The organism is Staphylococcus sp. 191, assembly GCF_011174885.1.
GTDB lineage: Bacteria > Bacillota > Bacilli > Staphylococcales > Staphylococcaceae > Staphylococcus > Staphylococcus coagulans.
In genome coordinates this window covers 36,217-62,751 of record NZ_PNRJ01000010.1, presented here as the reverse complement: position 1 = coordinate 62,751, position 26,535 = coordinate 36,217, and the positions used below count along the sequence as shown (strand labels likewise).

Here is a 26,535-nt window from a genome sequence, read left to right as displayed (position 1 = left end):
TTGTAAATGAAACCCCTACTTCATTTCATTACAAAACATCAACTTTATCCTAAAGAAACCCCATAAGTTCTAAGCACTTTTGCTTAGTCTTACGGGGTTTTTATTATAAACCGGTAATGGACATATTCGACTTAGGTCTTTTAATTTCTAACTGTTGTTTAAGAATTTTCGCAATTAGCTCTGGCATCGTTACTGGATAAGTTTGATGTAATGTCACATCTTGTAAAATTTCCTTATAGTGACGATAAATATAATCTGTCATGACAATGCGATAACTATAATCTTCACGTAAACCGAACTGTGTCACGCGATGATATGGCGGCTGATTGATATCAATTGTGAAATCAAAACCTGACCAAAATAAAAAGTGCGTCGGATCCATATCACCAACAGTTAAATAGTTGCCATCCCATTCAAGGTGGGCTACGCTTTCTTCAATGAGCTGTTTAATAACGCTCCCTTTCAGTGTCATATCCATTGGCTTATCAGGATGTGGGTACATATTGTATATGTCTTCATTTTTTAAGACACCTTTTAAACCCGTCGCATTAGGTAAAGGCAAATTGACGCATGTCATGTTTGCTTCCAATTCTTGAACGAGACTTTCATGTAATAATTGGATGTATGGATGTGGTTGAACAAGGAGCTCATGAAGATGTGAAAAACACATATCTATATCGTGATGATGAATGGATTCATTTTTCCAACTTCTCACCGCTTTTCGGTCATAATGTGTTAAATCTAACAGTGACTGGTCCTCTTCATATTCGTTTAAAGAGACAATTTCAGGCTCCATTTCGAGCAGTTCAAATGAATTCCGTCTTTTACGAAATTTAACATTTACATGCACTAAATTCTCAGCATTTTGTCCCGCTTGAACAAATAGCGTTTCACCGTCATTTTCAATTAATGTCTCATGTTGATGCCCTGTTATCATTAAATCAATGATTCCCACTTGTTTCATAATCATTTCTGCTTGATTCTCACCTTGTGATTTCGAATCATGACTTAACTTAGATAATCCTCCATGATACAATACAATCAAAAATTCAGGTTCTACCGTTTCGTAAATATAACGAATCCATCTTTTAGCAGCTACAGTTGCTTTCTCTACTGTAACATCTGATTCCATTTCTATATTTTCATTTTTCATTAGCCCTTCTGAAGTTAAACCCACAACCGCAATTTTTAAACCATTAATATTTTTCACCATATAAGGCGTTGAAAAATAAGGTTCTCTTGTTCTTGAGTATTCAATATTAGCTGATAACCAAGAAAAACGTGCAAGTGCTATAGAGCGGTTTAAAAAGTCCAAACCATATTTAAACTCATTCGAACTTATCCCGCTTGCATCATATGCCATTGCATTCATAAGTTTAATCATCGGATGGCGTTTATATGGTGCAATGACGGCATAATAAAACGCAGTGATACTTCCAGCTAAATTACCACCATTATCCAATAAGACGACATGGTCATATTGACGTCTTACTTCATTAATATATGTACCTGCCCGATAAATATTTGAACGCTCACTTTCATTTAAAATATGACTATGCATATCAGACGTCGCAATAATCTGGATATTCATTTCATCATGCTGACTCATTGCTTTCACCCCAATCATTATTATTCAATTCGTATTTTACCATATTTTTAAACCCTTTAACGATTGAATAAAAAGAATCCTCTTTCATTAATAAACACAATCAAATTCAATAGTCCTTGATTAAACTGCACCTTATTAATTATATATCTATTTTCAGTTATTCATTTTACTATAAAAATATTTTTATTTTTTTAACAAATTCTCATACATCTTCAGACCTATTTTCTTGTATTTTTATCCTTTTTTACAAGAAATGAATTGACTTTCAGAAAATATTAACTTAAATTAACTTTATCGGATTAAATTACATTATCAAAACGTCATGAATCATTACACGAAAGGTGAATATTGTTTATGAATTTCAATCGCTCATCTGTTAGATTCGTCGCCTTAACGTTACTTTATTTTGCTATTATGTTGACTTTGTACTTTATATATGGCAATGGCGATGCGCATAACACATTTATTTATAATGATTTTTAATATTAAAGGAGCTAAAACATGAAAGATGTTTTAAAAATGATTGCACAGTACAGTCAGACACAGCCTAATGATATCGCCGTTCAACATCGTGGTGAATCATTAAGTTATTTAGAATTAGAAACATACTCGAACCGCTTAGCGGCACAACTCTCAAATAGCAGCGCACCAGTTGTTGTATATGGTCATATGTCACCATTTATGATTGTGGGTATGATTGCTGCACTTAAAGCAGGATGTGGTTATGTCCCAATTGATCAATCCATCCCTGCAAATCGTATTTCTCATATTTTAGAGAAAGTTGTACCGCAATATATTATTAATACAACTGACGCAACAATAGGTCAACACGTATCAACTGAATATTTTATTCAAGATATTCAATCATTTACAGAAGAGGTACCCTTCACATCGATTAAAGGTGATGCAATTGCCTACACCATCTTTACATCTGGATCAACAGGGATGCCAAAAGGTGTCGAAATTTACTACGATAGTCTCGTTGAATTTGCAAACTGGGTGGATTCACTTAATCAATATGGAACTAAAGATGTTTGGGTCAACCAAGCACCGTTTTCATTTGATTTATCAGTAATGGCCATCTATCCTTGTTTACTTTCAGGAGGCACACTGTTACTCATTGATAAAGAAATGATTGCTGCACCTAAATCTTTATATGAATTGTTCCAAAGTGAACGAATTAATGTTTGGGTCTCCACACCATCATTTATGGAAATCTGTTTGATGCTTCCTCAATTTGATGCTAATGGCATGGAAGGGCTTCGAACGTTTTTATTTTGTGGTGAAGTTTTGGCACATCGTACAGCTAAAACATTATTAAATAAGTTTCCAGATTCTTATTTATACAACACATATGGTCCTACAGAAGCCACTGTTGCCATCACGAGTGTGAGAGTCACACAATCTTTATTAGAACAATATGACACTGTACCTGTTGGTGTACCAAGACCAGGTACCACGTTAAGTGTAACTGATGAAGGCGAATTAATCATCAAAGGAAACTCGGTAAGTGCAGGTTATTTGAAAGATCCTGAAAAGACGGAAAAAGCATTCTTTAAAGAAGATGCACAACGCGCTTACTATTCAGGTGATCGCGCTGTACATCAGGATGAGATGTGGTTTATTAAAGGTCGTATCGATAACCAAATCAAATATAACGGTTATCGTATGGAACTTGAAGAAATCGAATCAAGAATGAACCTTTTACCATTTATCAGTGCTTCAATGGTAGTCCCTATTTATAAAAGAGGTAAGATTGTTTATCTTACAGGGGTTGTAAAATTGAATGCTGAAGGCGCTCATTTTGAAGACATTAGCCATGAAATCAAGACGCGTCTAAAAAAAGAATTACCTGACTATATGATTCCTAAAAAAATCGAGATTACTGATGAAATGCCATTGACAAACAATGGTAAATTAGACCGCAAACGAATTAATGAGGTATATCAATCATGACGCCATACACTAGTTTTCATTTCTTTGTGATTGCACTCATTGTTTTACTCCCTGTTATTATATTAGGGTTATTCGGAAAAAGGTCTAAAGTATACAATTTTATCAGTACAGCAATCATGATTGTCATTATATTTGCTGACAAAAAACATAACCTATTTGGAATTAGCTATATAAGTTATCCACTAATAAGTTTCATTGCGTATATTTTATGGCAAACTTTGATTATTAAAGTTTATGAGCGAATGACTTCACAAAATCGCTCAACGTCTTACTATGTCTTAGCTTTAGTTTTATCGATTGCACCATTATTTATGGTTAAACTTTTACAAAGTTCATGGCTTGGTAAAGGACAATTGCATATGCATAGTTCAAAACTTGTTGAATTATTTGCATTCCTTGGTATTTCTTATATCACATTCAAAAGTGTTCAATTGATTATGGAAATTCATGACCATACACTCAAAGAAAAAGTAGACGTCATAAAGCTGATTCAGTTTATTTCATTCTTCCCTACGATTTCTTCAGGTCCAATTGATCGCTATCGTCGCTTTAAGAAAGATGATGATAAAGAACTTACAAAAGAGCGTTATCGTCAACTACTAGGCAAAGCCATTCATTTTATTATGCTTGGTTTTCTTTATAAATATATCATTGCCCATGTTATACAAAACTATGGGGTTACGCCTTACACAGGACATCTAGAAACATTTGGGGATTACTGGTTCTATATGTATACTTACAGTTTCTATCTATTCTTTGATTTTGCTGGATACAGTTTATTTGCGATTGCATTAAGTTATATCTATGGCATCGAAACACCGATGAACTTTAATCAACCTTTCCGTGCTAAAAACATCAAAGACTTTTGGAATAGATGGCATATGACTTTATCATTCTGGTTCCGTGACTGTATTTACATGCGTTTTGTGTTCTTTATGGCAAAGAAAAAATACATTAAATCAACGTTCCATGTTTCTAATATCGCATTTTTACTTAACTTTGGTATTATGGGGCTTTGGCATGGATTTGAATGGTTTTATGTCGCGTATGGCCTCTATCACGCATTGCTATTTTTCCTTTATAACTACTATGAAAAATGGCGTAAGAAACGTTTTGGCAAATGGAATCACCCTGTCATCAATGTATTAAGCATTGTAATCACATTCCACTTTGTTGCATTCGGCTTTTTAATTTTCTCAGGCCAATTAATTTAATGATTAAAACTTAATTTACAAGGAGCGATATTTATGGATTTTAATGAAAAAGTTTTAGATATTATTGCGGAAGTTGCAGAAGACGATGTTGTAAAAACAAACCCTGACATTCAACTTTTCGAAGAGGGTATTATGGATTCTTTACAGTCAGTTCAATTATTAGTTGCTTTTCAAGAGGAACTTGATATCGAAGTATCAATTATGGACTTTAATAGAGAGGATTGGGGAACGCCAAATCAAATCATTAACGAATTGGCAAAATTACGATGAAATCAAAGCAACATTACTTCATTGCATTTTTAACAAGTATCGTATTATTTGTTGTCTTTATATTGTTACCAGCAAAATGGTTTGTTCCACCTCACCTCTCAAGCCAATTACCTAAATATCAAGTTGCTAATGACAGTAACATGTTAAAAGGTGAATATTTACAAACTGACATGCTTAAAGACTCACATTATTACCCTGTATATGGTTCAAGTGAACTTACAAAAGATGATCCTTTTCAACCAGCATTATTACTTAAAGGACATAAAAAAGATTTATTTTATATGGGTATCGGCGGTTCGACGGACCTGATTCAAGTGATGACATTGGGCGCTCAATATGATCATTTGAAAGACAAAAAAATGACAGTGATTGTTTCACCTCAATGGTTTACTAAACATGGATTAACTGAGTTAAACTATCAAGGGCGTTCTTCTAAGTTACAAATCAACAGTATTTTTGAAAATCCACATATTCCAAATGATATCAAAGTGCGTTTTGCAAAACGCTTATTGCACTTTAAAGATAATAAAGATAATGAGTTTTTAAAAAATATGGCTACTCAACATCATTCAGATGGTCATTTCTTAAATCCTTTATATGAGAACCATCTGGAAAAAATGGAAGCGATACGTGCTTATTTACCGATTCATCACACGAATAAACTTCCACAACTGTTAGAAGAACACAAGAAACAACCATTAAACTGGAATAAATTAGACGAAAACGCTTTAGAATATGGAAAAAGTCAAAGTCAAACAAATCCATATCACATTAAAGATAAATATTGGAAAAAATTACAGAAGAAAAAATCTGTAAGCCGTCAACATGAATTCCATACAAATTCAGTTGAATATGACGACCTCGCTTTACTCGTAGATACGTTAAACCACTCAGGTGCAGACGTGCAATACGTACTCTTACCTGTTAATGGTAAGTGGTATGACCATATCAATCTTCCAAAAGAAAGAAGATTGCCGGTTACTCAAAAAATAGTAAAAACAATTGAGGCTCATCATGGTCATGTCGTAGATTTATCAGATAAAGATTATGAACCTTACTATATGAGTGATGCCGTTCACGTTGGTTGGCGTGGTTGGGTTGATGTGACACGTCACATTGACGAACATATTCATTCTAAAAATTAATCATACTTCCTTAAAAGTATGAAACATAAAAAGGACCTCCAAAATAAGATGGAGGTCCTTTTTATAGATTAAAATAGATTGCTACTTTCAAAGAAATAATGCAAAGTTATCCTTTTAACCAATCTGAATTCTTTCTTTTGGATAATGATATTTTGATGGTTCACGGTTACCACTAATCATGATGATAAATGAGATTAAACCTACACGACCGATAAACATTAAAACCATCAACACAACTTTTGAGACATTGCTTAACTGCGAAGTAATCCCCGTAGATAACCCACACGTACCAAAGGCAGACATAATTTCAAAATAAATTTTAACAAATTCAATATGACTTCCTTCTGACAGAATGATTATAAACATCCCTAAAAACGTGAGCATTATCGCGATACAGAACACTGCAAATGAGCGTTGAATATCTTGATTATGGATTTCTCGATTAAACACTTTAATTGAGGATTTCTCAGCATTCGGCTTGTAATTAATCACAAATAAAATAATAATCGCAAAAGTCGTTGTACGTATACCGCCACCAACAGAACTTGGAGAGGAACCGATAAACATCAATGCACCCATTAATAAGTTGGTTGCATCTGAAAATTGAGAAACGTCGAATGTCTCTAATCCCGCACTTCGCGTTGTCACAGACTGAAACATGGCATAAAACAAAGTTTTGTGCCAAGATTCGTGTGCAAAAACACCACGACCTTCAATCATTAAAATACCGAGTACACCAGCGATCAATATCATTAAATAAGTGACGGTCGTAACTTTCGTAAATAAAGAGAATCTAAAATTAGGTATTCTATTTTTAATATAAGCTTTAATCTCCAATAACACAGGAAAACCAATTGAGCCTAATACGATCAGAAACATAACAATCGTTTGGACAAAGTAGTCATTCGCGTATGGAATGAGTGAATCACCTGTTATATCGAGACCTCCGTTCGTTGTTGCTGAGATAGAAACAAACACACCTTGTAAGATAGCCTCTTTGATGTTATGAATATCACGATAAAAATAAAATGCTAACAGTGTTGCCCCTACTAACTCAATCACTAAAATTGCTCTTACAATATCTAAAATTAACTTAACTGTCCCACTCATCGATTCTCTGTTATTATCCAACATAATGAGTTGACGCTCTCGAATTCCAATATGCTTTCCTAATACAACCCATAATAATGTACCAATCGCCATTACACCGATACCGCCAATGTTAAGGATAACCAATAAGACAATGTAACCAAAGGCAGAATATGTTTCTGAAATGTTTATCGGTGTTAACCCCGTTACACTTACACCCGAAACAGCGACAAACAAAGTATCGATGGGTGCTACTTTGACACCAGGTTTATGTACACCCGGCAAATTCAACAGTAAAAACGCACCAACGATAGCGACAAGGTAATATAAGACAATCCCTTGCTGTGGGCTTGATCTTTTCAATAAAAATTTGACTATGGACAAAGCCATTCACCCCAAAGCTAATTCAATTTATATGAGATTTGCTTAACCTCACCTTCACGTATCACTTTTAATTTTAATGCTTCTTTCAAGTTTGTATGTTCAAATAATTTTTGTCGATAGGCCAATTTATCTTTAACCGGCTTACCATCTAATTCTACTATGACATCACCCTTTTTCAACCCTGAATTTTGGGCAGAACTGTCATCGTCAATATTACTCACCATTACGCCTTCTGTTAAACTTTTATTCACGTTATAATCATCTTTTGTTGCATCTGTCACATCGATGACATTATCTAACTGAAGATGTGTATTTGGATGTTTGATTTCACCATCTTTTTCGAGCAATTTTGCTGTATGTATCGCTTGATTAATAGGAATCGCGAAACCCATACTTTGTACATTCGGCATACTAATTTTTAGTGATGCTATCCCGATCAGTTCACCATTTTGATCAACAACGGCACCGCCAGAATCACCTGGATTAATCGGTGCATCCACTTGAAAGGCACTTAATAGTGTATCGTATTCATTATCTTTATCGATGTCAACAGGTACATCTCTATTGAGACCCGATACGATGCCTTCTCCAACTGTATTTTGAAAATCTAAACTTAAAGGATTTCCTACTACAATCACAGGCTCACCTAAAATTAAAGCACTTGAATCGCCTTGTTTAATTGGCTTTAAAACATCGCCTTTAGGTGCATGAACGGTCATGACTGCAAGATCAGACCATTTGTCTTTTCCTATTACTTTACCCATTGCGGTTTGATGGTCGCCAAATGTTAATTCATGCTTTTCTCTATCACCGACGACATGGGCATTCGTCAATATATAAAGGGTGTCGTCCACTTTTTTGTAGACGACACCTGATCCGCTTTCTTTTTCTTCTTGCGTTTGTTGCTTAGCATCTTGAACTGTATCTGGTGTACTCTTACTATTATTTTCTATAGATACCACGGATTTAACTGCGAGATTCGCGTTTTCCATCGTTTTAGTAACCGTTTTGTTTGTACCTTTTTGATGTTGCTGTTCTTGAATCGCTTGTTTGACATTGTCATTTTCACTTTTATTCACATTATTAAATATTGCAAATAATAAAATGACCACTAAAATAATCGCTAATATAATGAGAATTTTAGCCCATTCTCTAGAAAGAAATTGTGTGATTTTTTCAGTCCAATCGCGCTTCGTTGAGTACTGATGCTTCGGAGGATGTTCTTGTTGATGTTTGTCAGATGTTTTAGTCATTGCGCCTTGATGATCATCTTGATTTTCATTATGATACGCCTGTTTTGATAATTGCCCCTGTTCTGACCTTTCTTGTTGTACCTCTGCATCTTTATGATTTGATTGCTCTGCTTCACTGCCATTAATTGACACAGACGATGTTTCCTGAATCGGTCTTGAAGCTTCTTTGTTTGGTTCTGTTTCGTGCTTCACTTTGTTTTGGGACTTATCACCATCATCATGAGTAATTTTTTCAATGCGTGCTTTGCGTAGATTGTCTTTCACACGCTCTTCATTATTTTTAACTTGAGCCTTTTCCTTTTCAGCTTTGAGCGCATTTTCTTCTTTTTCTGCTTTCAATCTGGCTTCACGCTCTTCATTATGAAAAAACTCACGTCTTTTTCTTTTATATAGATGTCTCGGAATCACATGTTTTTTATCCTGATCCATTGCACGCCCTCCTTATGTTGCTCTTACTCTATTATGACATATCAGCGCTTAAATTTCTGTAAAATTCACTTTTTAATATTAAAAATCCTAAATCTGTCGTTACAAAATTCATCATCAAAGCGACATGAGATTGTTGCGTTCAAGGCTCTAAAAGTAAATTTCTTTCTTTCATGTCATAACCCTTTTAATAGGAAAGGGTCCGAACAATCCTTTGTTCGAACCCTATATATCACTATTTGATTTTTAACATATTAATGTTTTTGATCTTTTTTATTTTTAACCATTGATGTGAACCATCCGATAACGACAAGTCCAATCATAACTGTCCAGAATATAATTTGCCATGTTGCTGAGTGTGGGAAATCGTGTGGAATTAATCCGATGTCATCATGTGCAAGTACTAAGATGACAAGTTTAATACCAACCCAACCTACAATTGCGAAAGCCGCACCTTCTAGGCCAGGATATTTATTTAATAACTCAACAAAGAAAGAGGCTGCAAAACGCATTAAGATGACACCAATTAATCCGCCCACAAACATAACCGCAAATTGACCGGCATCCATACCACCGAAGTGGACACCGATTTTTGGCAATGTCACGGCAATTGCTAATGCTGCGAGCATTGAATCGATGGCAAAAGCAATATCCGCAAATTCAACTTTAGCCACAGTTAACCAAAACGCTTTAGCACTCACTTTTTTCTCTACCCCCTCAGAGTCATAATGATGATCATCATTGTCAGGGTACTCGTGGCCTTTATCTTTAGTTTTGAAAAACTCATATAGATTTTTAGCGGACATATAAATTAAATAGGCTGCACCTAATGCTTGAATCCACCAGAAATTAGCTAAAATACTAATCAAGAATAAAGCAATAAAACGAAATACAAAAGCACCTAGTAAACCATAGAAGAGGGCTTTTTTACGCTGTTCTGGTGGCAAGTGTTTAACCATAACAGCCATTACGATGGCGTTGTCAGCTGCTAATAAGCCTTCTAAAAAGACTAAAACCAATATAACCCATCCGTACGTTAATAACAAACTTGGATCCATTGCAAGATCACTCCTTTGACTTTTATCAGTAATTGAAATATGACAAAAAGTTTTTATAAACACTCAATATATCAATAGACATTTGATTAAGCGTCTCTGTTACTGTCTTTATGTCACAGACATAATTAAAGAGACCCATGCTAAATCAATAGCAAAGGTCTCACTTAGCACAAACAGATGCCCGCTTCACCGGAAGAATCATTGTTCTTCGTAATGACGACAAAGCGTTATTAACGATTGACACGTTAATCAAGTTACTCCCCTCTGACCAAAGTCAGTCACAGGTATTTAATTATGATGTAAACATTATACCCAATTTTCTATCAAAATAACAATACAAAAATAATTTTTTCACTCTTTAAAGTACACGTCCCACTTCTTACAGTAAACTATACAGTTTAATTTCTGGGAACTTTTCTTCAAACCAACGTGTCGCAAAATCATTTTCGAATAAAAAGACTTTATTGTCGTAACGATCATTAACAAGAATTGAGCGACTAGTACTCATCTTGTCTTGAACATCTTCTTCGTTTTCAATCCAACGTGCAATCTTTTTACCTACAGGCTCCATGACCACGTCAACATTGTATTCATTTTTCATACGATGCTCAAACACTTCAAATTGAAGTTGACCCACAGCACCTAAAATAATTTGATTGGTATGCGGAGATTTATAATATTGAATTGCCCCTTCTTGTACCAATTGTTCAATCCCCTTATGGAAATGTTTTTGTTTCATGACATTTTTTGGCGATACTTTCATAAATATTTCTGGTGTGAATTGCGGTAATGCTTTGAAATGGAACTTCTGATTATCGGCCACTAACGTATCTCCAATTTGGTAATTACCTGTATCATATAAACCGATAATATCTCCTGCTACAGCGTGGTTGACTGTCTCTTTGTCATCTGCCATAAAGCTTGTTGAACGTGTGATTTTCTGCTTTTTACCTGTTCTTTGGAGTGTGACATCCATGCCTCTTTCAAAAGCACCACTTACTACGCGCATAAAAGCGATGCGGTCTCGATGTTTAGGATCCATATTGGCTTGAATTTTGAAAATAAATCCAGAAAATTGTGAGTCGAAAGGACTCACTTCAACTTCTTCTTCAGTTTGACGCGCATGAGGCATTGGCGCATGATCGACATACGCATTTAAGAAGTTTTGCACACCAAAATTCGCAAGGGCAGAACCAAAAAATACTGGTGTTAAATCCCCTTTCATAAGTGCTTCTTCATCGAATGTTTCGCCTGCTTCATCTACTAACATAAGTTCTTCAATCGCTTGTTCAAATAAACTATCATTCGCGATAGGATGTGACTCTTCAAGTTCATAATCTTGATTGATGTGTAACACATTTTCTTCATCTCTGAAAGGCTCAATTGTACGTGTTGCACGGTCAATAATACCAAAGAACCCTTGTCCCATACCGATTGGCCAATTCATTGGATAAGTTTCAATCCCTAGCGTCGTTTCTATTTCATCTAACAATTCAAAAGGCTCTTTCCCTACACGATCGAGCTTATTAATAAATGTAAAAATAGGAATACCTCTCATTTTACAAACTTTAAAGAGTTTCAAAGTTTGTGGCTCAATTCCTTTCGCACAGTCAATAACCATCACTGCACTATCTACGGCCATTAATGTACGGTAGGTATCTTCTGAAAAATCTTCGTGTCCGGGTGTATCGAGAATATTGATTTTAAAATCATCATAATCAAATTGCATGACTGAACTTGTTACAGAAATCCCACGTTCTTGTTCTACTTTCATCCAGTCACTTGTCGCAAATTTACCTGTTTTTTTACCTTTGACTGTACCTGCCTCTCGAATAGCACCACTAAAATATAATAATTTTTCTGTTAATGTCGTTTTCCCAGCGTCCGGATGCGATATAATCGCAAAGGTCTTCCGAGACGTCACTTCTTCTTTAATACTCATCTTAAATCTCCTTTTAATTATACTTCTTGTATCCAACGTGTGATGCGTAAAGCTAAAACTTCCGCTTCTTGTTCATCAATAACATTAAATAAATGCATCAATAAGTGTTCTGTTAGCGTTTCTCCAAACATTGTATCGTCAACTTGAATTGACCAATGTAAGTCAGGTATAGAAACGAGAATATAGCCTTCACCTTTATTATGATAAAGCCATACTTTTACTGAAAGATGCTCACTATGGCTTTCTCTAATCTTCACTTGGACCACCACCAAATTTTTGATAAGCTGCCTCTAATCCAATCAAGTCATCTCGATGCGGTACTTTGATATGACCTGGCATAATTTGATAAGGCTCTCTTCCTTTCGAAGCAAGTACAACGGTATCTCCGGGTTCAGCAACTGCAATCGCATGCCGGATGCCTTCAGCGCGATCTGTAAATTCTACGTAATTATCATGCGTTGCGCCTTTTGCGAGCTCAGCTGTTAACATTTTAGGGTCATCATTTGCTGGATTGTCAGGTGTAAAAATGACATAATCCGCTCGAGATGCGACACGTCCCATTTCAGGAGTCTTCGTCAAATCACGTTCTCCTGCCATACCTACTAGAAATATTAATTTTTGTTTTACAAAAGGTTGCACGGCATCGATAAGTTTAGACATGCCGTCAGCCGTATGCGCGTAATCAATAATTAAATCGATAGGTAATGAAGGATCTAATACTTCTAATCTGCCTTCTACAGGTTCAAGGTCAGCAACGATTTTAGAAATCGTGTCGAGGTCTGTGCCTTTAACCCAAACGCCTATCATCGCTGCCATTAAATTTGAAATATTAAAGCGTCCAACATAAGGTGATTTAACAGGATATGTACCGAAAGGCGTTACAAAATCAAACGTCACCCCTTGCAACGTTTCAACAATATTTGTTGCCATAAATTGTGCCTCATTGTCTATGCCATATGTCATACTTTCATATGGCGTTACCGATTTTAAATAGTTTGAAAAAGCGTCATCTGCATTGATAACAGCATATTTATCACGGCTAAGGTCTTGACCGAGTTGACTAAATAATAATGATTTAGCATGTCCATATGCTTCCATCGTGCCATGAAAATCTAAATGATCTTGCGTTAAATTAGAAAAAATAGCAACATCAAATTCCACACCACTTAAACGCCCTAAACTTAAGCCATGTGAGGATACTTCTAAAGTCATTGCTTCGGCGCCAGCTTCAACAGCTTCGTGTATTTTCTTAGTAAGTACAACGGTTTCTGGCGTCGTATTTTCACCTTTTGTTAATGTTTCATTAATTTGAAAGCCGTTCGTACCGAGATAGGCACTTCCTTTTCCAAGCTTTCTATAGATGTGATGAATCATTGTCGCAATTGAAGTCTTTCCATTTGTCCCTGTCACACCGATTGTTGTTAAATGTTGACTTGGAAAATCATAAATATGATGTACGAGATGACTCGCAACACGTAACGTATCCGGTACAATTACTTGTGTGACATCACCTTCTAGCTCTAATAATCTATTCACCACGACCACTTGACATCCTTGATCAACAACATTTTGTGCAAAACGATGGCTGTCAACAGTATAGCCCTTAGATGCTACAAAAATACTTCCGGCTTTCGCTGTCCGAGAATCAGTCGTAATATCATTTATGTCTCTATCTAAACTTCCTATGACTTGTTTTATTAATATATTTTCGAACAATTGTTGCGCGTTCACAGACATCTCTCCTTTTTTGATATACGCATATATTATACACTTTTCTCTCGTGAGAATGAGAATGAAAAGTTAATTTCATTTGAGATTTCTTCTTAGACAATACAAGGTTATCACTTCATGCTCAACCGTTTTGAGGCCATACTCAGCGTACATTATGATTTCAGCGCGTGAGTTAGTTCACATCGTGTTAAACATTTTAAGCGATAAAAAAGATTACCTTCTACATTTTAAGGGTAAATAAAGTTAACTTTAGTCATTGATTTTAATACGTCCGCAGCCCTAAATCTTTAAATTACTATTGTGCCGAGTTTTGTTGTATATTAAGATAATATAATGAAATTGTCGCCAATTTTAGGTGTTATTTGTTTTTTCTTTCTATTATACTATGTATTAAAAAATAACATTAAATATTTTATGGGCATACATACTGTTTATTTTAACATTTTAAGGTTTTTGTAATTAATCTTTTAATTTTTTCACAAATAGCCCAAATTGCGATACACTTACATAGAAAAATAATAAGTCTGAATATCTCGGAGGGTGGCTATCATGGTAGCTCAAAAGAAAAAAATATTGATTATCACGGGATCATTTGGTAATGGTCATATACAAGTGACAAATAGTATTATTGAAGAACTTAGTCATATGAATCTTGAACATCTTACAGTAATAGAACATGATTTATTTTTAGAAGCACATCCTATTATGACATCAATCTGTAAGAAATGGTATATCAATAGTTTTAAATATTTTCGTCGTATGTATAAAGCATTTTATTATAGCCGCCCAGACCAGTTAGATAAATGTTTTTATAAATATTACGGTTTAAATAAATTATTAAACTTACTATTAAAAGAAAAACCAGATTTAATTTTGTTGACGTTCCCAACACCTGTCATGTCAGTTTTAACAGAACAATTTAATATGAACATCCCTATTGCCACTGTTATGACAGACTATCGCATGCACAAAAACTGGATTACACCTTATTCTGCACGATACTATTTAGCAACAGAAGATTTAAAAGATGAGTTTGCGAGTGTTGGCATTCCAAAAGAAACTCTTAAAGTCACTGGTATCCCTATTTCGGCACGGTTTGAAGACCGTATCGATCGAGAAGCATGGCTGACTCAACATCATTTAGATCCAAAAGCACAAACAATTTTAATGTCTGCGGGCGCCTTTGGTGTATCTAAAGGGTTTGAACAAATGATTCAACGTATCATTGATGAAAGTCCAAATGCCCAAGTAGTCATGATTTGTGGTCGAAACAAAGAATTAAAACGTCAATTAAGTAAAGCATTTAAAGGGAATCGCCATGTTTTAATTTTAGGTTATACGAACAATATGAACGAGTGGATGGCGTCAAGTCACCTCATGATTACGAAACCTGGTGGTATTACAATTTCAGAAGCACTTACTCGAAAAGTGCCAATGATTTTCTTAAATCCTGCACCAGGTCAAGAACTCGAAAATGCTTTATACTTCGAACAAAAAGCATTTGGAAAAATTGCAGATACACCTTCTGAAGCGATTGATATCGTCACACATCTTACACGTCATCCTAATGAAATCAACGCGATGATTCAAAATATGGCAGAAGCACGTCAACCTAATGCAACACAACGTTTATGTCAGGATTTACTCGACCTACTTTATAACGCATCACAATGTGAAACTGTTTATGGAAAGGTGCCTTTATATGCAAAACTACTCGTCAAATAAAATGACTATGAGAAATTTTTATATTCTCTTAGTTATTTTATTTTTGATGGAATTTGCGCGAGGAATGTACGTACTGAGTTATTTACCCCTATTGCCAACAGCAACATCGATTGCAGTCAGTATCACTTCAATTGCAATTTCCATACATTTTATATCAGATTCTATTAGTAACTTTTTTGTTGGCTTCGTTTTAAAGCGTCTTGGACCAACAATCGTGCTCACTTTAGGTTTTATATTAGCCCTTGTGAGCCTGTTTTTAGTTATCTTTATGCCTACTTCACCTGTAGTGCTCATTTTAAGTTCTATTATGCTCGGTATTGCTGTGTGTCCAATTTGGGTGATTATGTTGGCAAGTGTCGATGAACGAACACGAGGAAAACAGATGGGCTATGTCTATTTTTCTTGGCTCTCCGGGATGCTAGCCGGTATGATTACGATGAACCTTATATTCAAATCTCACCCAACACATTTCAATTTTTTAATGTCGCTATGTGTCGCAATCGCGTTCGTCTTGTATTGGTTTGTAAAAGTTAAGTTGACCGATTACAATACGAAAAATGTGAAGCAGCAATTACGTCAAATTGTGAGTGTATCTAAACGTCATTTGATTTTATTTCCAGGTATCTTATTGCAAGGGCTCGCAATCAGTGCATTAGTCCCTGTGCTCCCGCAATATGCCTTGGATATAGTCGGTGTGACGACGCTTGAATACACGCTTGCAATTGTTATTGGTGGCGTAGGTTGCACCATTTCAATGTTATTTTTATCAAAAATCATAGATGCCCATTCGACACGTTTCATGTACTTCGTTATCTTTTTAGGGTTTGTAATTTACGGTACTTCTATTTTTATTTTAACGTTCTTAACACATATTGTGGTCGTGTGGATAATCGCCTTTTTCATTGGTGTGCTTTATGGTATCCTGTTGCCAGCTTGGAACACTTTCATGGCAAGTTTTATCCATCCAAGTGAACAAGAAGAAACTTGGGGCGTGATTAATAGTATACAAGGCTTCGGTGCTATGATAGGGCCTTTATTTGGTGGACCACTATCACAATTTTTTGGCAGTCCTATTTATACTTTTTATTTTGCAGCACTGATTATCTTTTTCTTAGCTATTTTTTATGGTAGCTATTTTGTAAAACGTCATCAGTCATAAACAATCATACTTACTTCAAGGGCCAATTTTGACTTAAAAACACATATTAAAATAATTCAACATGCTAGGGTTGGATCTAATCAAATAAAAACTGTCAATCGCCATATTCAAGGCAAATCGACAGTACGAAAAAACCTTTTAAAGTGTTTGCTTTAAAAGGTTTTTATTATTTAAGTATGCGTGATGAAGGGCCATCTTCAAAAACGCTCATAACGCGTTCTACCCCAATGAATATGTTTCAATTTCTTTCCATTCATCTTCTGTGTCATCATATTTCATCAATGAAATTTGCTCAATTGTTTCTTTATGATCAACACCTGCTAAACGAACTTGACCATAAATGTCTTCGAACTCTTGGCTCGTTAAACCTTGAGCAATTGTAAAGTGCGGAACAAATGGATGCTCTGATTTCCCATAAAAATCGTCTCCATCAAAGCGGTTAAATAAATCCACTAACGCTTCTGTTTTTTCAACTTTGAAATAGATTACATTCGTGATTGGCGCAAAATTAGAAGCTTTTGTTGCATGCATATCAACAACTTTAGCCCCTTCTAAACGTTTTTCAATTTCAGCTTTTACACTATCAATTTCTTGATCATCAATTTCAAAATGACTTTTAATAGTAATATGAGGTTTAATCTTTGTGTAGTGTTTATCATAACGTTTACGATATGCATTAACCTCATTTTGGAAATCTTTTGATGGAATTAACGCTAACCCTAGAATCATTTCAATTCCTCCTTTGTTTTCGCTTGCCTCTATTATAGCAAATTTTCTAATAATTAGTTACTTAAAAAGTGTGCGAGTATTTTTGGTAGTTCTTTTTGCCAAGTTTTCCAGTTATGTCCACCATCCAATTCCTCGTAATAATAAGTCACTTGCTCGCATTCTACTAAATCTCTGAATGCACGATTCGGTGTTAAGAAATCTGCTTGTTTCCCTGTAGTCGGTAATTTAAAATCACATTCTTCTTTGCCGATCGCATGCCAAATATTTAAATGTGATTTAAACTGACATCTTTCGAAAATCTGTTTCACAATGTCGTCATAATAAGGGCTCAAAATCCCAATTTGACTCATCACACGTGGATAACTTAAGCCAGTTAAAAGTGCAATACTACCAGCTAAACTATCTCCTAATAATAAGCGCGCATTGCCAACCTTATACGTTGCAAACTGACGATCTATCCATGGAAGTAACTCTTTAACTACGGCTTGAACCGTCTTCGCTGCTTTTTCCCCTTGTGGATGAAATTCAGTACTTCTATCTTTCACTGATTCATAATGAAAACCAATAATAATTGCACGCTCAACTTCACCTTTTTTCCTCAGCTTTTCATATACACGATGAAGTTGACCATATCTAAAGAAGTCTTGGCCATCAAAACATATGATTACTTTTGATTTATATAAATCCGAATAATCTTTCGGTAAATAGACGGATAATGTGATTTCTCTTTCTAAATAATCACTTTTAAATTGTGTTTCTGTTATTTGTCCTGGCGTAAATGATGTCATAAAAAGACACCTCCTCATACGAATTAATCTCATTGTATCAGGAGACGTCTCATGTGTTAATCTAAAAAACTTAATTTTATTATATAATTTGAATTTATCTATCAAATGATGTGCGACTTATTTGGTATGTTATTAAACGAAAGACTATATAAAATATTATATTATTTACTCAAGTTGATTCTCTTTCAATCGCTTAGGATAGTCTTCTAACCAAAATGTAGCTGTTGGAATCTCTTTCGGATCGGGTTGATAGGTTGCTGTTTTGCCCGTTCCTTTTTCTTTTTTCTGTCTTTCAAAGTCTTTTAATGCATGCATTGCAGGTTTATGCAGAATCCAAATGGCAATAATATTTAACCAAGCCATCATACCGACACCTAAATCCCCCATTGCCCAAGCAGTATCAGCAGTTTTAACTGCACCATAAGCTGTCGCAGCAATGAGTACAAGACGTGTGACATTTTGCCAAAACTTATTCTGATTTTTAGCAATTCGATTCGTTAAGAAACTTACATTCGTCTCGGCAATATAATAATAAGCGAGAATCGTTGTGAATGCGAAAAAGAACAGTGCAATCGCTATAAAGTATGAGCCGAATCCTGAAAAACTTGGGTCAAAATGATAACTTGATCCTTGAATCGCCTTATCAATCCCTGCTTGTGCATACATCGCAGTTCCAGAGTAATCTTTACTGCCATCGGGACTTTGTACGAAAATACCACCATCTTTAATTAAATTCGGCATCCCATTTTTAGCCATTGACCCATCCGTAGTATTATATGTGCCAGAAATAAGAATGATTAATGCTGTTGCTGTACAAACGAATAACGTATCAACATAAACAGAGAACGCTTGAACCAAACCTTGTTTCGCTGGGTGAGAAACTTCTGCCGCAGCAGCTGCATGGGGGCCTGTCCCCTGGCCCGCTTCGTTCGAATAAAGCCCTCGTTTCACACCAATTTCAATCATTGCACCGATAATGCCTCCAAATGCAGCTTCCATACCAAAAGCCGATTTAAAAATCAGTGCGAATAATGCAGGAACTTCTTGGATATTTAACACAATAATAACAACAGCCATTAAAATATAAATAATTGCCATAAAAGGGACAACAGCTGTTGCTACATTGGCAATCCATTTGACACCACCAAAAATAATTAATGCTAAAATGACCGCTAGTACTACGGCGATAATCCATGACGGTATTCCAAATGCATTATGCATGGAACTTGCAATTGCATTGGATTGAACACCTGGCAATAATAAACCAACAGAAATAATCGTGACAATTGCGAATATCAACCCATAAATTTTGCCGAATTTTCCTTTGATGCCACGTTCGATATAGTAAGCTGGACCTCCTCGATACTCTCCATCTTCTTCTTTTTTATAAATTTGGCCTAATGCTGATTCAACAAAAGCTGTGCCTGCCCCTAAAAATGCTGTAATCCACATCCAAAAAACGGCTCCGGGGCCTCCAATAAAAATTGCAGTAGAAACACCCACGATATTCCCTGTACCGACACGACCCGCTAAAGACAAGGCAATCGCTTGAAAGCTTGAAATCCCTGTCGGTGACTTTTCACCTTGAAACATTAATCGAATCATTTCTTTAAAATGTCTAACCTGTAAAAAACGTGTCATTAAACTAAAAGCGATACCTGTAAGTAACAAACCATAAACGAGCGGTTTACTCCACACCACTTCATTTAGCCATCCCACAATCACTTCTAACATACACATGCCCCCTATCATCCCGTTAAATTTTTAAATTTTCTGATAAATCTGCTATCAGTATACACATTTAATAAATTCCGTGCAACTTATTATTAAAATTCACATACTAAATAAAAATTGAAAAGATTTATTGTCGAGATTTCATTTTTTTCTTTTAACACGTATTCAGTTGGGCTATACTAAAATATAAGTGTTTACAAAAGGAGGAACAATTTATGACGAATAAAGTGTGGTTTCGTTCAGGCATCGCACTGTTGCTTTTATTTTTACTCATTAAATTATTCATAGATGTCAATCATATCTTTATGCCGATCGTTATCATTATTCAATCTATCCTATTGCCCTTACTATTAAGTGGCTTTTTATTCTATATTTGTTTGCCTTTTCAAAAGATGTTAGAAAAACGGCATATTCCACGTTGGGCAAGTATTACAATTATTTTACTTGGTCTTACAGCCCTTATTGGTGCTGTCATTGGTGTTATTGGACCTGTCATTGCAACACAAATTGAGAATCTGATTCACCAAATCCCGTTTATACAACGTGAAGCTGAACGTCTTATTAATTTTGCATTAGACCAACGTGATCGACTTCCATCACAAGTCACTGACAAAATTAATGATATCGTTTCTTACATTAGTGAAATGGCATCAAATATTTTATCTAACTCACTCAATATTGTAACAAGTATTGTGTCCACACTTTTCTTGTTAATTTTAGTTCCGTTTTTCTTAATCTATATGTTGAAAGATCACGAACGTTTTATTCCAGCAGTTGCACGTTTTTTTAATGGTGAGCGTAAAATATTTGTCGTTACACTTTTAAAAGATTTGAACCAAACATTAAAATCTTATATTCAAGGTCAAGTTACAGTGAGTTTAATCCTCGGAACAATTTTGTACATCGGCTATAGTATCATTGGTCTAGAATATACATTATTACTCGTCATGTTCGCCATCGTAGCAAATATGATTCCATTTCTAGGACCATGGATGGCATTTTTACCAGCAGGTATCTTAGGATTGATTCAAAGTCCTTCAACCTTTATATGGGTCTGTGTTGTCACTTTAATAGCGCAACAATTAGAAGGTAATGTTATCACGCCTAACGTAATGGGTAAATCTTTAAACATCCACCCATTAACAATTATTATTGTTATTTTAGCTTCTGGTAGTTTAGGCGGTTTCATGCTTATCTTGGTAGCTGTTCCGTTATATGCTGTCCTTAAGACAATTGCACGAAATGTTTACAAATATCGTCATCAAATTTTACACAAAGCACAAAGTAATGTAGATGATAACAGTATTCTCTAAGTCTTTTTAAAAGATATAAATGTCATATGGCTTTATAAAGAACGATTAAAAACGCCTCGAATTTCAGTTTTGAGATTCAACGAAAAAAGCAATTTCCCTCTCGATGAGCGAAATTGCTTTTTTATCACTTATTAGATTAGCGCGCTAAACTGTCAACTCAATTACGTAGGAGAAACCTGTTTAATCGCTTTTCTTCATCCTATCAATGACTTAGCGAATCGCGTGGAAACCAGCGTCCACGTGAATGTTTTCTCCAGTAACGCCTGATGAAAAGTCACTTAATAAATAAGCTGCAGTTTTACCTACTTCTTCTTGATCAACGTTACGTTTCAATGGTGCACGTTCTTCAATCTCTTTTAAAATTGTAGTGAAGCTACCGACACCTCTCGCACTCAACGTACGAATAGGACCAGCAGATATCGCGTTGACACGAATATTATCCTGACCTAAATCTGCTGCTAAATATTTCACTGACGCTTCGAGGCTAGCTTTAGCGATACCCATCACATTGTAGTTTGGTACAGCAAACTCACCGCCAATATAGGTTGAAGTCACGATACTACCCGCTTCATTCATAATTTTTCTTGCTTCACGCGCAACAATCGTGAGTGAGTATGCACTAATATCTTGTGCAAGTAAGAAACCATCACGAGATGTATCTGAAAAACGACCTCTTAACTCTTCTACACGTGCAAAAGCGATGGAATGGAAAACGCCATCAATTTTCCCCACATCTTGACCGATTTGTTCAAAGCCATTCACAACATCTTCATCGCTTTGAACGTCGATTTGATAAACGTGTTTTTCAGATTGATTTAACTGATCAATTAATTTATCTAGCTCTTTAAAGCTTCTTTCTTTTCTGTATGTAAATACTAACTTCGCCCCTAGTTGATCCAATACTTTTGCAACACCGAAACCGATGCTTCGTTTGTTCGCAATACCCATCACTACAAAAGTTTTACCTTCAAGATTCATCAATGTGATTACTCCTTTATCTTTTAATAACATGATACTTTTAATTTTACCATCTGGTCTTAAATTTTAAAACTATATCACATATTCTGCCCTACTTTGTTGTCAATTATCAAGTGGACGATTTGGCACTTTTGCTAAATTACTAACTGCTCTTACTAATTTTAAATTCTTTAAATAACATTCAAGTATATGATACCTTCCCATAGTTTTTTGACATTCTGCTTCAGGGAAAGTCAGCTACATTTCCAACCATTTAAGTACCTCCATAAAAAAGGAAACATTGGGTATGAAAACGCCCATCCATCATTTAATACTTGTTTTAAACGCAATCCTGTTTTATTAGCAAAAAGTCATCCCCTTTAACATTAACGCCTTTATAACTGTCAACAAAATTCATTTCAGAAAATACTAGAAAAGTTGAATTTCGTGAGAATGGGAGACCGTTTAGTGGTGGAATCAATTGTTAGATTAGGACGAAATTATGATGAGATTATTCAAACCGTTAACTACTTAAAAGAAAAAGGTATTTATAAGGGGCGTCCTGTACTTTATTCTCCTCGTGCTAAAGATCCATACAAACGTTTAGTTTATTATCGTGCTGTTGCATTACTTAAACTGAGCAAGTCTATTAGCGCTATAGCAAAAGAAGTTGTTATGACTCGTCAGACGATATATAGAATAGAACATAGACAGTAATCTATATAGATGTTAATCTATTTATTATCAAGGAGGTAGATTAATGTCTTATAAAGAACTATCAGCACTATTAAAAGTTTTATCAGATCCAAGTCGGTTAGAAATACTAGACTTACTATCTTGTGGCGAATTATGCGCTTGTGACTTGCTGGAGCATTTTCAATTTTCGCAACCTACATTAAGTTATCATATGAAATTCTTAGTAGAAAGTGAGTTAGTTACCTCACGAAAAAAAGGTAACAAACACATGTATCAACTTAATCATGTTATTTTAGATGATATTATTCAAAACTTAAACACCATTAATACATCTAATCAACGTTGTGTATGCAAAAATGTGAAATCAGGTGAGTGTTGATGACCATTTTAGCAATTGTGATTTTTCTTTTAACTTTAATCTTTGTAATATGGCAACCTAGAGGATTAGATATTGGTATTACAGCTTTAATTGGAGCTATCGTTGCTATCATTACAGGGGTTGTAAGTTTTTCCGATATATTAGAAGTAACAGGTATTGTTTGGAATGCTACCTTAACTTTTGTAGCTGTTATTCTCATTTCACTAATATTAGATGAGATTGGCTTTTTTGAATGGGCTGCGATACATATGGTTAAGACTTCAAACGGTAACGGTTTAAAAATGTTTGTTTTAATCATGCTATTAGGAGCGATAGTAGCTGCGTTTTTCGCAAATGATGGTGCAGCTTTAATTTTAACGCCTATTGTATTAGCAATGGTAAGAAATCTAGGATTTAATGAAAAAATGGTTTTCCCTTTTATTATTGCTAGCGGTTTTATAGCGGATACTACATCATTACCTTTAATTGTAAGTAACTTAGTTAATATCGTTTCTGCAGATTACTTTGATATTGGATTTATTGAATATTTTAGCCGAATGCTTATTCCTAATCTATTCTCTCTCATTGCTAGTATTCTCGTTTTATGGTTATATTTCAGAAAATCTATACCTAAAACGTTCGATACACAAGATCTTACAGAGCCTAAAAATGCAATTAAAGATCCTAAATTATTTAAGTTTTCGTGGGTTGTATTAGCAATACTGGTCTTAGGCTATCTTATTAGTGAGTTTATACAGATCCCTGTATCAATTATTGCTGGCATCATTGCTTTCATCTTTGTATTGTTAGCCCGTAAATCTAAAGCAGTTCATACTAAAAAAGTAATTAAAGGTGCTCCTTGGAATATTGTTCTATTTTCTATCGGTATGTACTTAGTTGTATTTGGTTTAAAAAACGTAGGAATCACAACAACTTTGGCTAATGTACTATCAAACATTTCAAATCATGGATTATTCAGCAGTATCATAGGCATGGGCTTTATAGCTGCTTTCTTATCTTCAATTATGAACAATATGCCAACTGTTTTAATAGATGCGATAGCGATTGGTCAATCCAGTGCTACAGGAATATTAAAAGAAGGTATGGTTTATGCGAATGTCATCGGTTCTGATTTAGGGCCTAAGATTACACCCATTGGTTCTTTAGCAACATTATTGTGGCTACATGTTTTAACTCAAAAAGGTGTAAAGATTTCTTGGGGAACATACTTTAAAACTGGAATCGTTATTACTATCCCAGTATTATTTGTAACACTCTTGGGTTTATACCTTACACTAATCATATTTTAAGAAATGGGGAATGAATTATGGAAAAGAAAACAATTTATTTTATATGTACTGGAAACTCATGTCGTAGTCAAATGGCTGAGGGTTGGGGAAAGAAAATATTAGGTGAAAATTGGAATGTGTATTCTGCTGGTATTGAGAAACATGGTGTTAATCCTAAAGCAATAGAAGCTATGAAAGAAGTAAATATTGATATCTCAAATCATACATCCGACTTGATTGATGATGATATCTTAAAACAATCGGATCTAGTCGTGACCTTATGTAGCGATGCAGACAATAATTGTCCTACACTACCACCAAACGTAAAAAAAGAGCACTGGGGATTTGATGATCCAGCAGGTAAAGAGTGGTCAGAATTCCAGCGTATTAGAGATGAAATTGGCAAAAAAATTAAAGAATTCAATAGTTAAGTAAAGGATGAATCTGCCAAATACAAGGAGGGTTTTATGTATAAATATATAAATATATTTTTTGTTGCATTAAAACTTGGTTTATTATCATTCGGCGGACCTACTGCCCATTTAGGCTATTTTTATGATGAATATGTAAAAAAAGAAAATGGCTTGATGAAAAAGAGGATTCTGATTTGGTAGCACTTTGCCAGTTTTTACCCGGTCCTGCAAGTAGCCAAGTAGGTATTGGTATAGGAACTATAAGAGGTGGCGTCGGTGGAGGTATTATCTCATTTATCTCATTTATCGGATTTACGCTCCTTCTGTAATTATACTAATGCTTTTTTCATCGCTATTTACGAGTAGTGATACAAGTTTTACTTGGATACAAGGTTTAAAACTCGTAGCTGTTGCTGTTGTAGCTCAAGCTATTATAGGAATGGGTAAAAAATTAACCAATACCAAAACCACTATTGTATTAGCATTGTTTGTTCTTATGTTATCATTAGTAATAATCTTTATGTACAGGTTATTGCTCTATCAATAACCTGTGTATATGGTCTCATCTTTCTAAAGCAAAGTTCAACAAATAGAACTAAAATAAAAAACAATTCATTCAAACTATCTAAAAAGTTAAGTGTTTTTTCATTATCATTATTCTTTTTACTATTAACCTTATTACCTTTAGCCAGTTCTATGACAAATAATCTATGGTTAAAAATGTTTGATAGTTTTATAGATCAGGGTCTTTAGTTTTTGGGGGGAGGTCATGTTATCTTACCTTTATTGAAAAATGAGTTTGTACCATCAGGATTAATATCGCCCGATAACTTCATAACAGGTTATGTTGCTGCTCAAGCTGTACCCGGACCGTTATTTACATTTGCTTCATATATTGGGATGTCTATAGAAGGTGTTGGAAGAGCAATATTGGCTACTATTGCCATTTTTCTACCAGCATTTCTTTTGTTATTTGGAATTTTGCCATTCTGGGATAATATTAAATCTAATATTTATGCTGAAGGATTTTTGAAAGGGATAAGTGCAGGTGTAGTTGGTATACTTATTGCTACTTTTTATAACCCGATTTGGACATCAACGATTAAATCCGAATTAGATTTTGCTTTAGTCAGCTCATTATTCATATTATTAATGTATTTTAAATTGCCTTCTTGGTCTATTGTTTTGATAGGTATAATCTTAGGTATTCTATTTTATTAATATAAATCAATGAATATACAAATAATCAAAATACTTATACTCTATATACAAAATCCCTTGTTTGCTAATTAAAGGG

The 26,535-nt window shown here is 34.8% G+C and carries 24 protein-coding genes and 2 pseudogenes; 14 read left to right on the top strand and 12 right to left on the bottom strand.

All coding sequences use genetic code 11. The annotated features are described in order from the left end of the window. Positions 1-103 precede the first annotated feature (103 nt). On the bottom strand, positions 104-1,609 hold the full coding sequence (locus C1H58_RS08195) for a bifunctional metallophosphatase/5'-nucleotidase (RefSeq protein WP_165545896.1): 1,506 nt from the start codon (positions 1,607-1,609) through the stop codon (positions 104-106). 354 nt (positions 1,610-1,963) lie between these two features. Here C1H58_RS08195 and C1H58_RS08190 point away from each other — a divergent pair, with 354 nt between their 5' ends. Genes C1H58_RS08190 through dltD form a run of 5 tightly spaced genes read left to right on the top strand, consistent with a single transcriptional unit; the run spans position 1,964 to position 6,194 of the window. Further along, positions 1,964-2,092: a teichoic acid D-Ala incorporation-associated protein DltX gene (locus C1H58_RS08190; protein WP_081635134.1), complete on the top strand. Its 129-nt coding sequence runs from the start codon at positions 1,964-1,966 to the stop codon at positions 2,090-2,092. Positions 2,093-2,110: 18 nt separating this feature from the next. After that, positions 2,111-3,565, top strand: a complete 1,455-nt coding sequence (gene dltA, locus C1H58_RS08185; protein ID WP_165545895.1) for a D-alanine--poly(phosphoribitol) ligase subunit DltA — start codon at positions 2,111-2,113, stop codon at positions 3,563-3,565. Next, a complete protein-coding gene (gene dltB / locus C1H58_RS08180) occupies positions 3,562-4,779 on the top strand; it encodes a D-alanyl-lipoteichoic acid biosynthesis protein DltB (RefSeq protein ID WP_050331425.1) in 1,218 nt (405 codons plus the stop codon). The genes dltA and dltB overlap by 4 nt, the downstream gene beginning before the upstream one ends. Before the next feature lie 33 nt (positions 4,780-4,812). After that, on the top strand, positions 4,813-5,049 hold the full coding sequence (dltC, locus tag C1H58_RS08175) for a D-alanine--poly(phosphoribitol) ligase subunit DltC (protein ID WP_165545894.1): 237 nt from the start codon (positions 4,813-4,815) through the stop codon (positions 5,047-5,049). After that, positions 5,046-6,194, top strand: coding sequence for a D-alanyl-lipoteichoic acid biosynthesis protein DltD (gene dltD / locus C1H58_RS08170; RefSeq protein WP_165545893.1), 1,149 nt, complete (start codon positions 5,046-5,048; stop codon positions 6,192-6,194). The genes dltC and dltD overlap by 4 nt, the downstream gene beginning before the upstream one ends. Before the next feature lie 114 nt (positions 6,195-6,308). On the opposite strand, the gene C1H58_RS08165 is transcribed toward dltD, so the two are convergent. The 6 genes from C1H58_RS08165 to C1H58_RS08140 all read right to left on the bottom strand — a co-directional run bounded on the left by C1H58_RS08165 (position 6,309) and on the right by C1H58_RS08140 (position 14,083). After that, on the bottom strand, positions 6,309-7,673 hold the full coding sequence (locus tag C1H58_RS08165) for a TrkH family potassium uptake protein (RefSeq protein ID WP_165545892.1): 1,365 nt from the start codon (positions 7,671-7,673) through the stop codon (positions 6,309-6,311). 11 nt (positions 7,674-7,684) lie between these two features. After that, a complete protein-coding gene (locus C1H58_RS08160) occupies positions 7,685-9,349 on the bottom strand; it encodes a S1C family serine protease (RefSeq protein ID WP_165545891.1) in 1,665 nt (554 codons plus the stop codon). A 251-nt stretch (positions 9,350-9,600) separates the two neighbouring features. Beyond that, positions 9,601-10,404: a TerC family protein gene (locus tag C1H58_RS08155; RefSeq protein WP_165545890.1), complete on the bottom strand. Its 804-nt coding sequence runs from the start codon at positions 10,402-10,404 to the stop codon at positions 9,601-9,603. A 379-nt stretch (positions 10,405-10,783) separates the two neighbouring features. Further along, positions 10,784-12,346: a peptide chain release factor 3 gene (locus C1H58_RS08150; RefSeq protein ID WP_165545889.1), complete on the bottom strand. Its 1,563-nt coding sequence runs from the start codon at positions 12,344-12,346 to the stop codon at positions 10,784-10,786. A gap of 17 nt (positions 12,347-12,363) precedes the next feature. Continuing rightward, on the bottom strand, positions 12,364-12,603 hold the full coding sequence (locus C1H58_RS08145; RefSeq protein ID WP_050331432.1) for a YueH family protein: 240 nt from the start codon (positions 12,601-12,603) through the stop codon (positions 12,364-12,366). Continuing rightward, entirely contained in the window at positions 12,593-14,083 is a 1,491-nt protein-coding gene (locus C1H58_RS08140) for a UDP-N-acetylmuramoyl-L-alanyl-D-glutamate--L-lysine ligase (protein WP_207554627.1), read from the bottom strand. The genes C1H58_RS08145 and C1H58_RS08140 overlap by 11 nt, the downstream gene beginning before the upstream one ends. Positions 14,084-14,626: 543 nt before the next feature. Here C1H58_RS08140 and C1H58_RS08135 point away from each other — a divergent pair. Continuing rightward, positions 14,627-15,802, top strand: coding sequence for a diglucosyl diacylglycerol synthase (locus C1H58_RS08135; RefSeq protein ID WP_165545888.1), 1,176 nt, complete (start codon positions 14,627-14,629; stop codon positions 15,800-15,802). Then, positions 15,780-16,961 (top strand): lipoteichoic acid biosynthesis MFS flippase LtaA, encoded by a 1,182-nt coding sequence (ltaA, locus tag C1H58_RS08130; protein ID WP_165545887.1) that lies wholly within the window; start codon positions 15,780-15,782, stop codon positions 16,959-16,961. The genes C1H58_RS08135 and ltaA overlap by 23 nt, the downstream gene beginning before the upstream one ends. Before the next feature lie 219 nt (positions 16,962-17,180). Here ltaA and C1H58_RS08125 read toward each other — a convergent pair whose 3' ends face one another. From C1H58_RS08125 to C1H58_RS08115, 3 genes are all read right to left on the bottom strand, one after another. Beyond that, complete coding sequence (locus C1H58_RS08125) at positions 17,181-17,690, bottom strand: 2'-5' RNA ligase family protein (protein ID WP_060830153.1); 510 nt, start codon at positions 17,688-17,690, stop codon at positions 17,181-17,183. 53 nt (positions 17,691-17,743) lie between these two features. After that, positions 17,744-18,478 carry an esterase family protein gene (locus C1H58_RS08120; RefSeq protein ID WP_050331437.1) on the bottom strand — a complete coding sequence of 245 codons (735 nt, stop codon included), beginning with the start codon at positions 18,476-18,478 and terminating at the stop codon, positions 17,744-17,746. A 165-nt stretch (positions 18,479-18,643) separates the two neighbouring features. Next, positions 18,644-20,212, bottom strand: a complete 1,569-nt coding sequence (locus C1H58_RS08115) for an alanine/glycine:cation symporter family protein (protein WP_165545886.1) — start codon at positions 20,210-20,212, stop codon at positions 18,644-18,646. 215 nt (positions 20,213-20,427) lie between these two features. Between C1H58_RS08115 and cozEa the strand changes: the two genes are divergently transcribed. Next, positions 20,428-21,525, top strand: coding sequence for a lipoteichoic acid biosynthesis protein CozEa (gene cozEa / locus C1H58_RS08110; RefSeq protein WP_165545885.1), 1,098 nt, complete (start codon positions 20,428-20,430; stop codon positions 21,523-21,525). Between the two features lie 210 nt (positions 21,526-21,735). Here cozEa and fabI read toward each other — a convergent pair whose 3' ends face one another. Together fabI and C1H58_RS12370 are read right to left on the bottom strand one after the other, a co-directional pair. Then, complete coding sequence (gene fabI / locus C1H58_RS08105; RefSeq protein ID WP_050331983.1) at positions 21,736-22,506, bottom strand: enoyl-ACP reductase FabI; 771 nt, start codon at positions 22,504-22,506, stop codon at positions 21,736-21,738. Between the two features lie 260 nt (positions 22,507-22,766). Further along, positions 22,767-22,921: pseudogene (locus tag C1H58_RS12370) on the bottom strand (permease); the annotation flags it as partial. On the opposite strand from C1H58_RS12370, the gene C1H58_RS08095 reads away from it, so the two are divergent. The 6 genes and pseudogenes from C1H58_RS08095 to C1H58_RS12565 all read left to right on the top strand — a co-directional run bounded on the left by C1H58_RS08095 (position 22,909) and on the right by C1H58_RS12565 (position 26,459). Next, positions 22,909-23,199 carry a recombinase family protein gene (locus C1H58_RS08095; protein ID WP_241415594.1) on the top strand — a complete coding sequence of 97 codons (291 nt, stop codon included), beginning with the start codon at positions 22,909-22,911 and terminating at the stop codon, positions 23,197-23,199. The pseudogene C1H58_RS12370 and the gene C1H58_RS08095 overlap by 13 nt on opposite strands. A gap of 43 nt (positions 23,200-23,242) precedes the next feature. Continuing rightward, positions 23,243-23,557: an ArsR/SmtB family transcription factor gene (locus C1H58_RS08090; RefSeq protein WP_165545883.1), complete on the top strand. Its 315-nt coding sequence runs from the start codon at positions 23,243-23,245 to the stop codon at positions 23,555-23,557. Beyond that, entirely contained in the window at positions 23,554-24,846 is a 1,293-nt protein-coding gene (gene arsB / locus C1H58_RS08085; RefSeq protein ID WP_165545882.1) for an arsenite efflux transporter membrane subunit ArsB, read from the top strand. The genes C1H58_RS08090 and arsB overlap by 4 nt, the downstream gene beginning before the upstream one ends. A gap of 17 nt (positions 24,847-24,863) precedes the next feature. Next, positions 24,864-25,256: an arsenate reductase (thioredoxin) gene (arsC, locus tag C1H58_RS08080; protein WP_165545881.1), complete on the top strand. Its 393-nt coding sequence runs from the start codon at positions 24,864-24,866 to the stop codon at positions 25,254-25,256. 36 nt (positions 25,257-25,292) lie between these two features. Further along, positions 25,293-25,567 (top strand): annotated as a pseudogene (locus C1H58_RS12570) (chromate transporter). A gap of 427 nt (positions 25,568-25,994) precedes the next feature. Beyond that, entirely contained in the window at positions 25,995-26,459 is a 465-nt protein-coding gene (locus C1H58_RS12565; RefSeq protein ID WP_481864909.1) for a chromate transporter, read from the top strand. Positions 26,460-26,535: the final 76 nt, after the last annotated feature.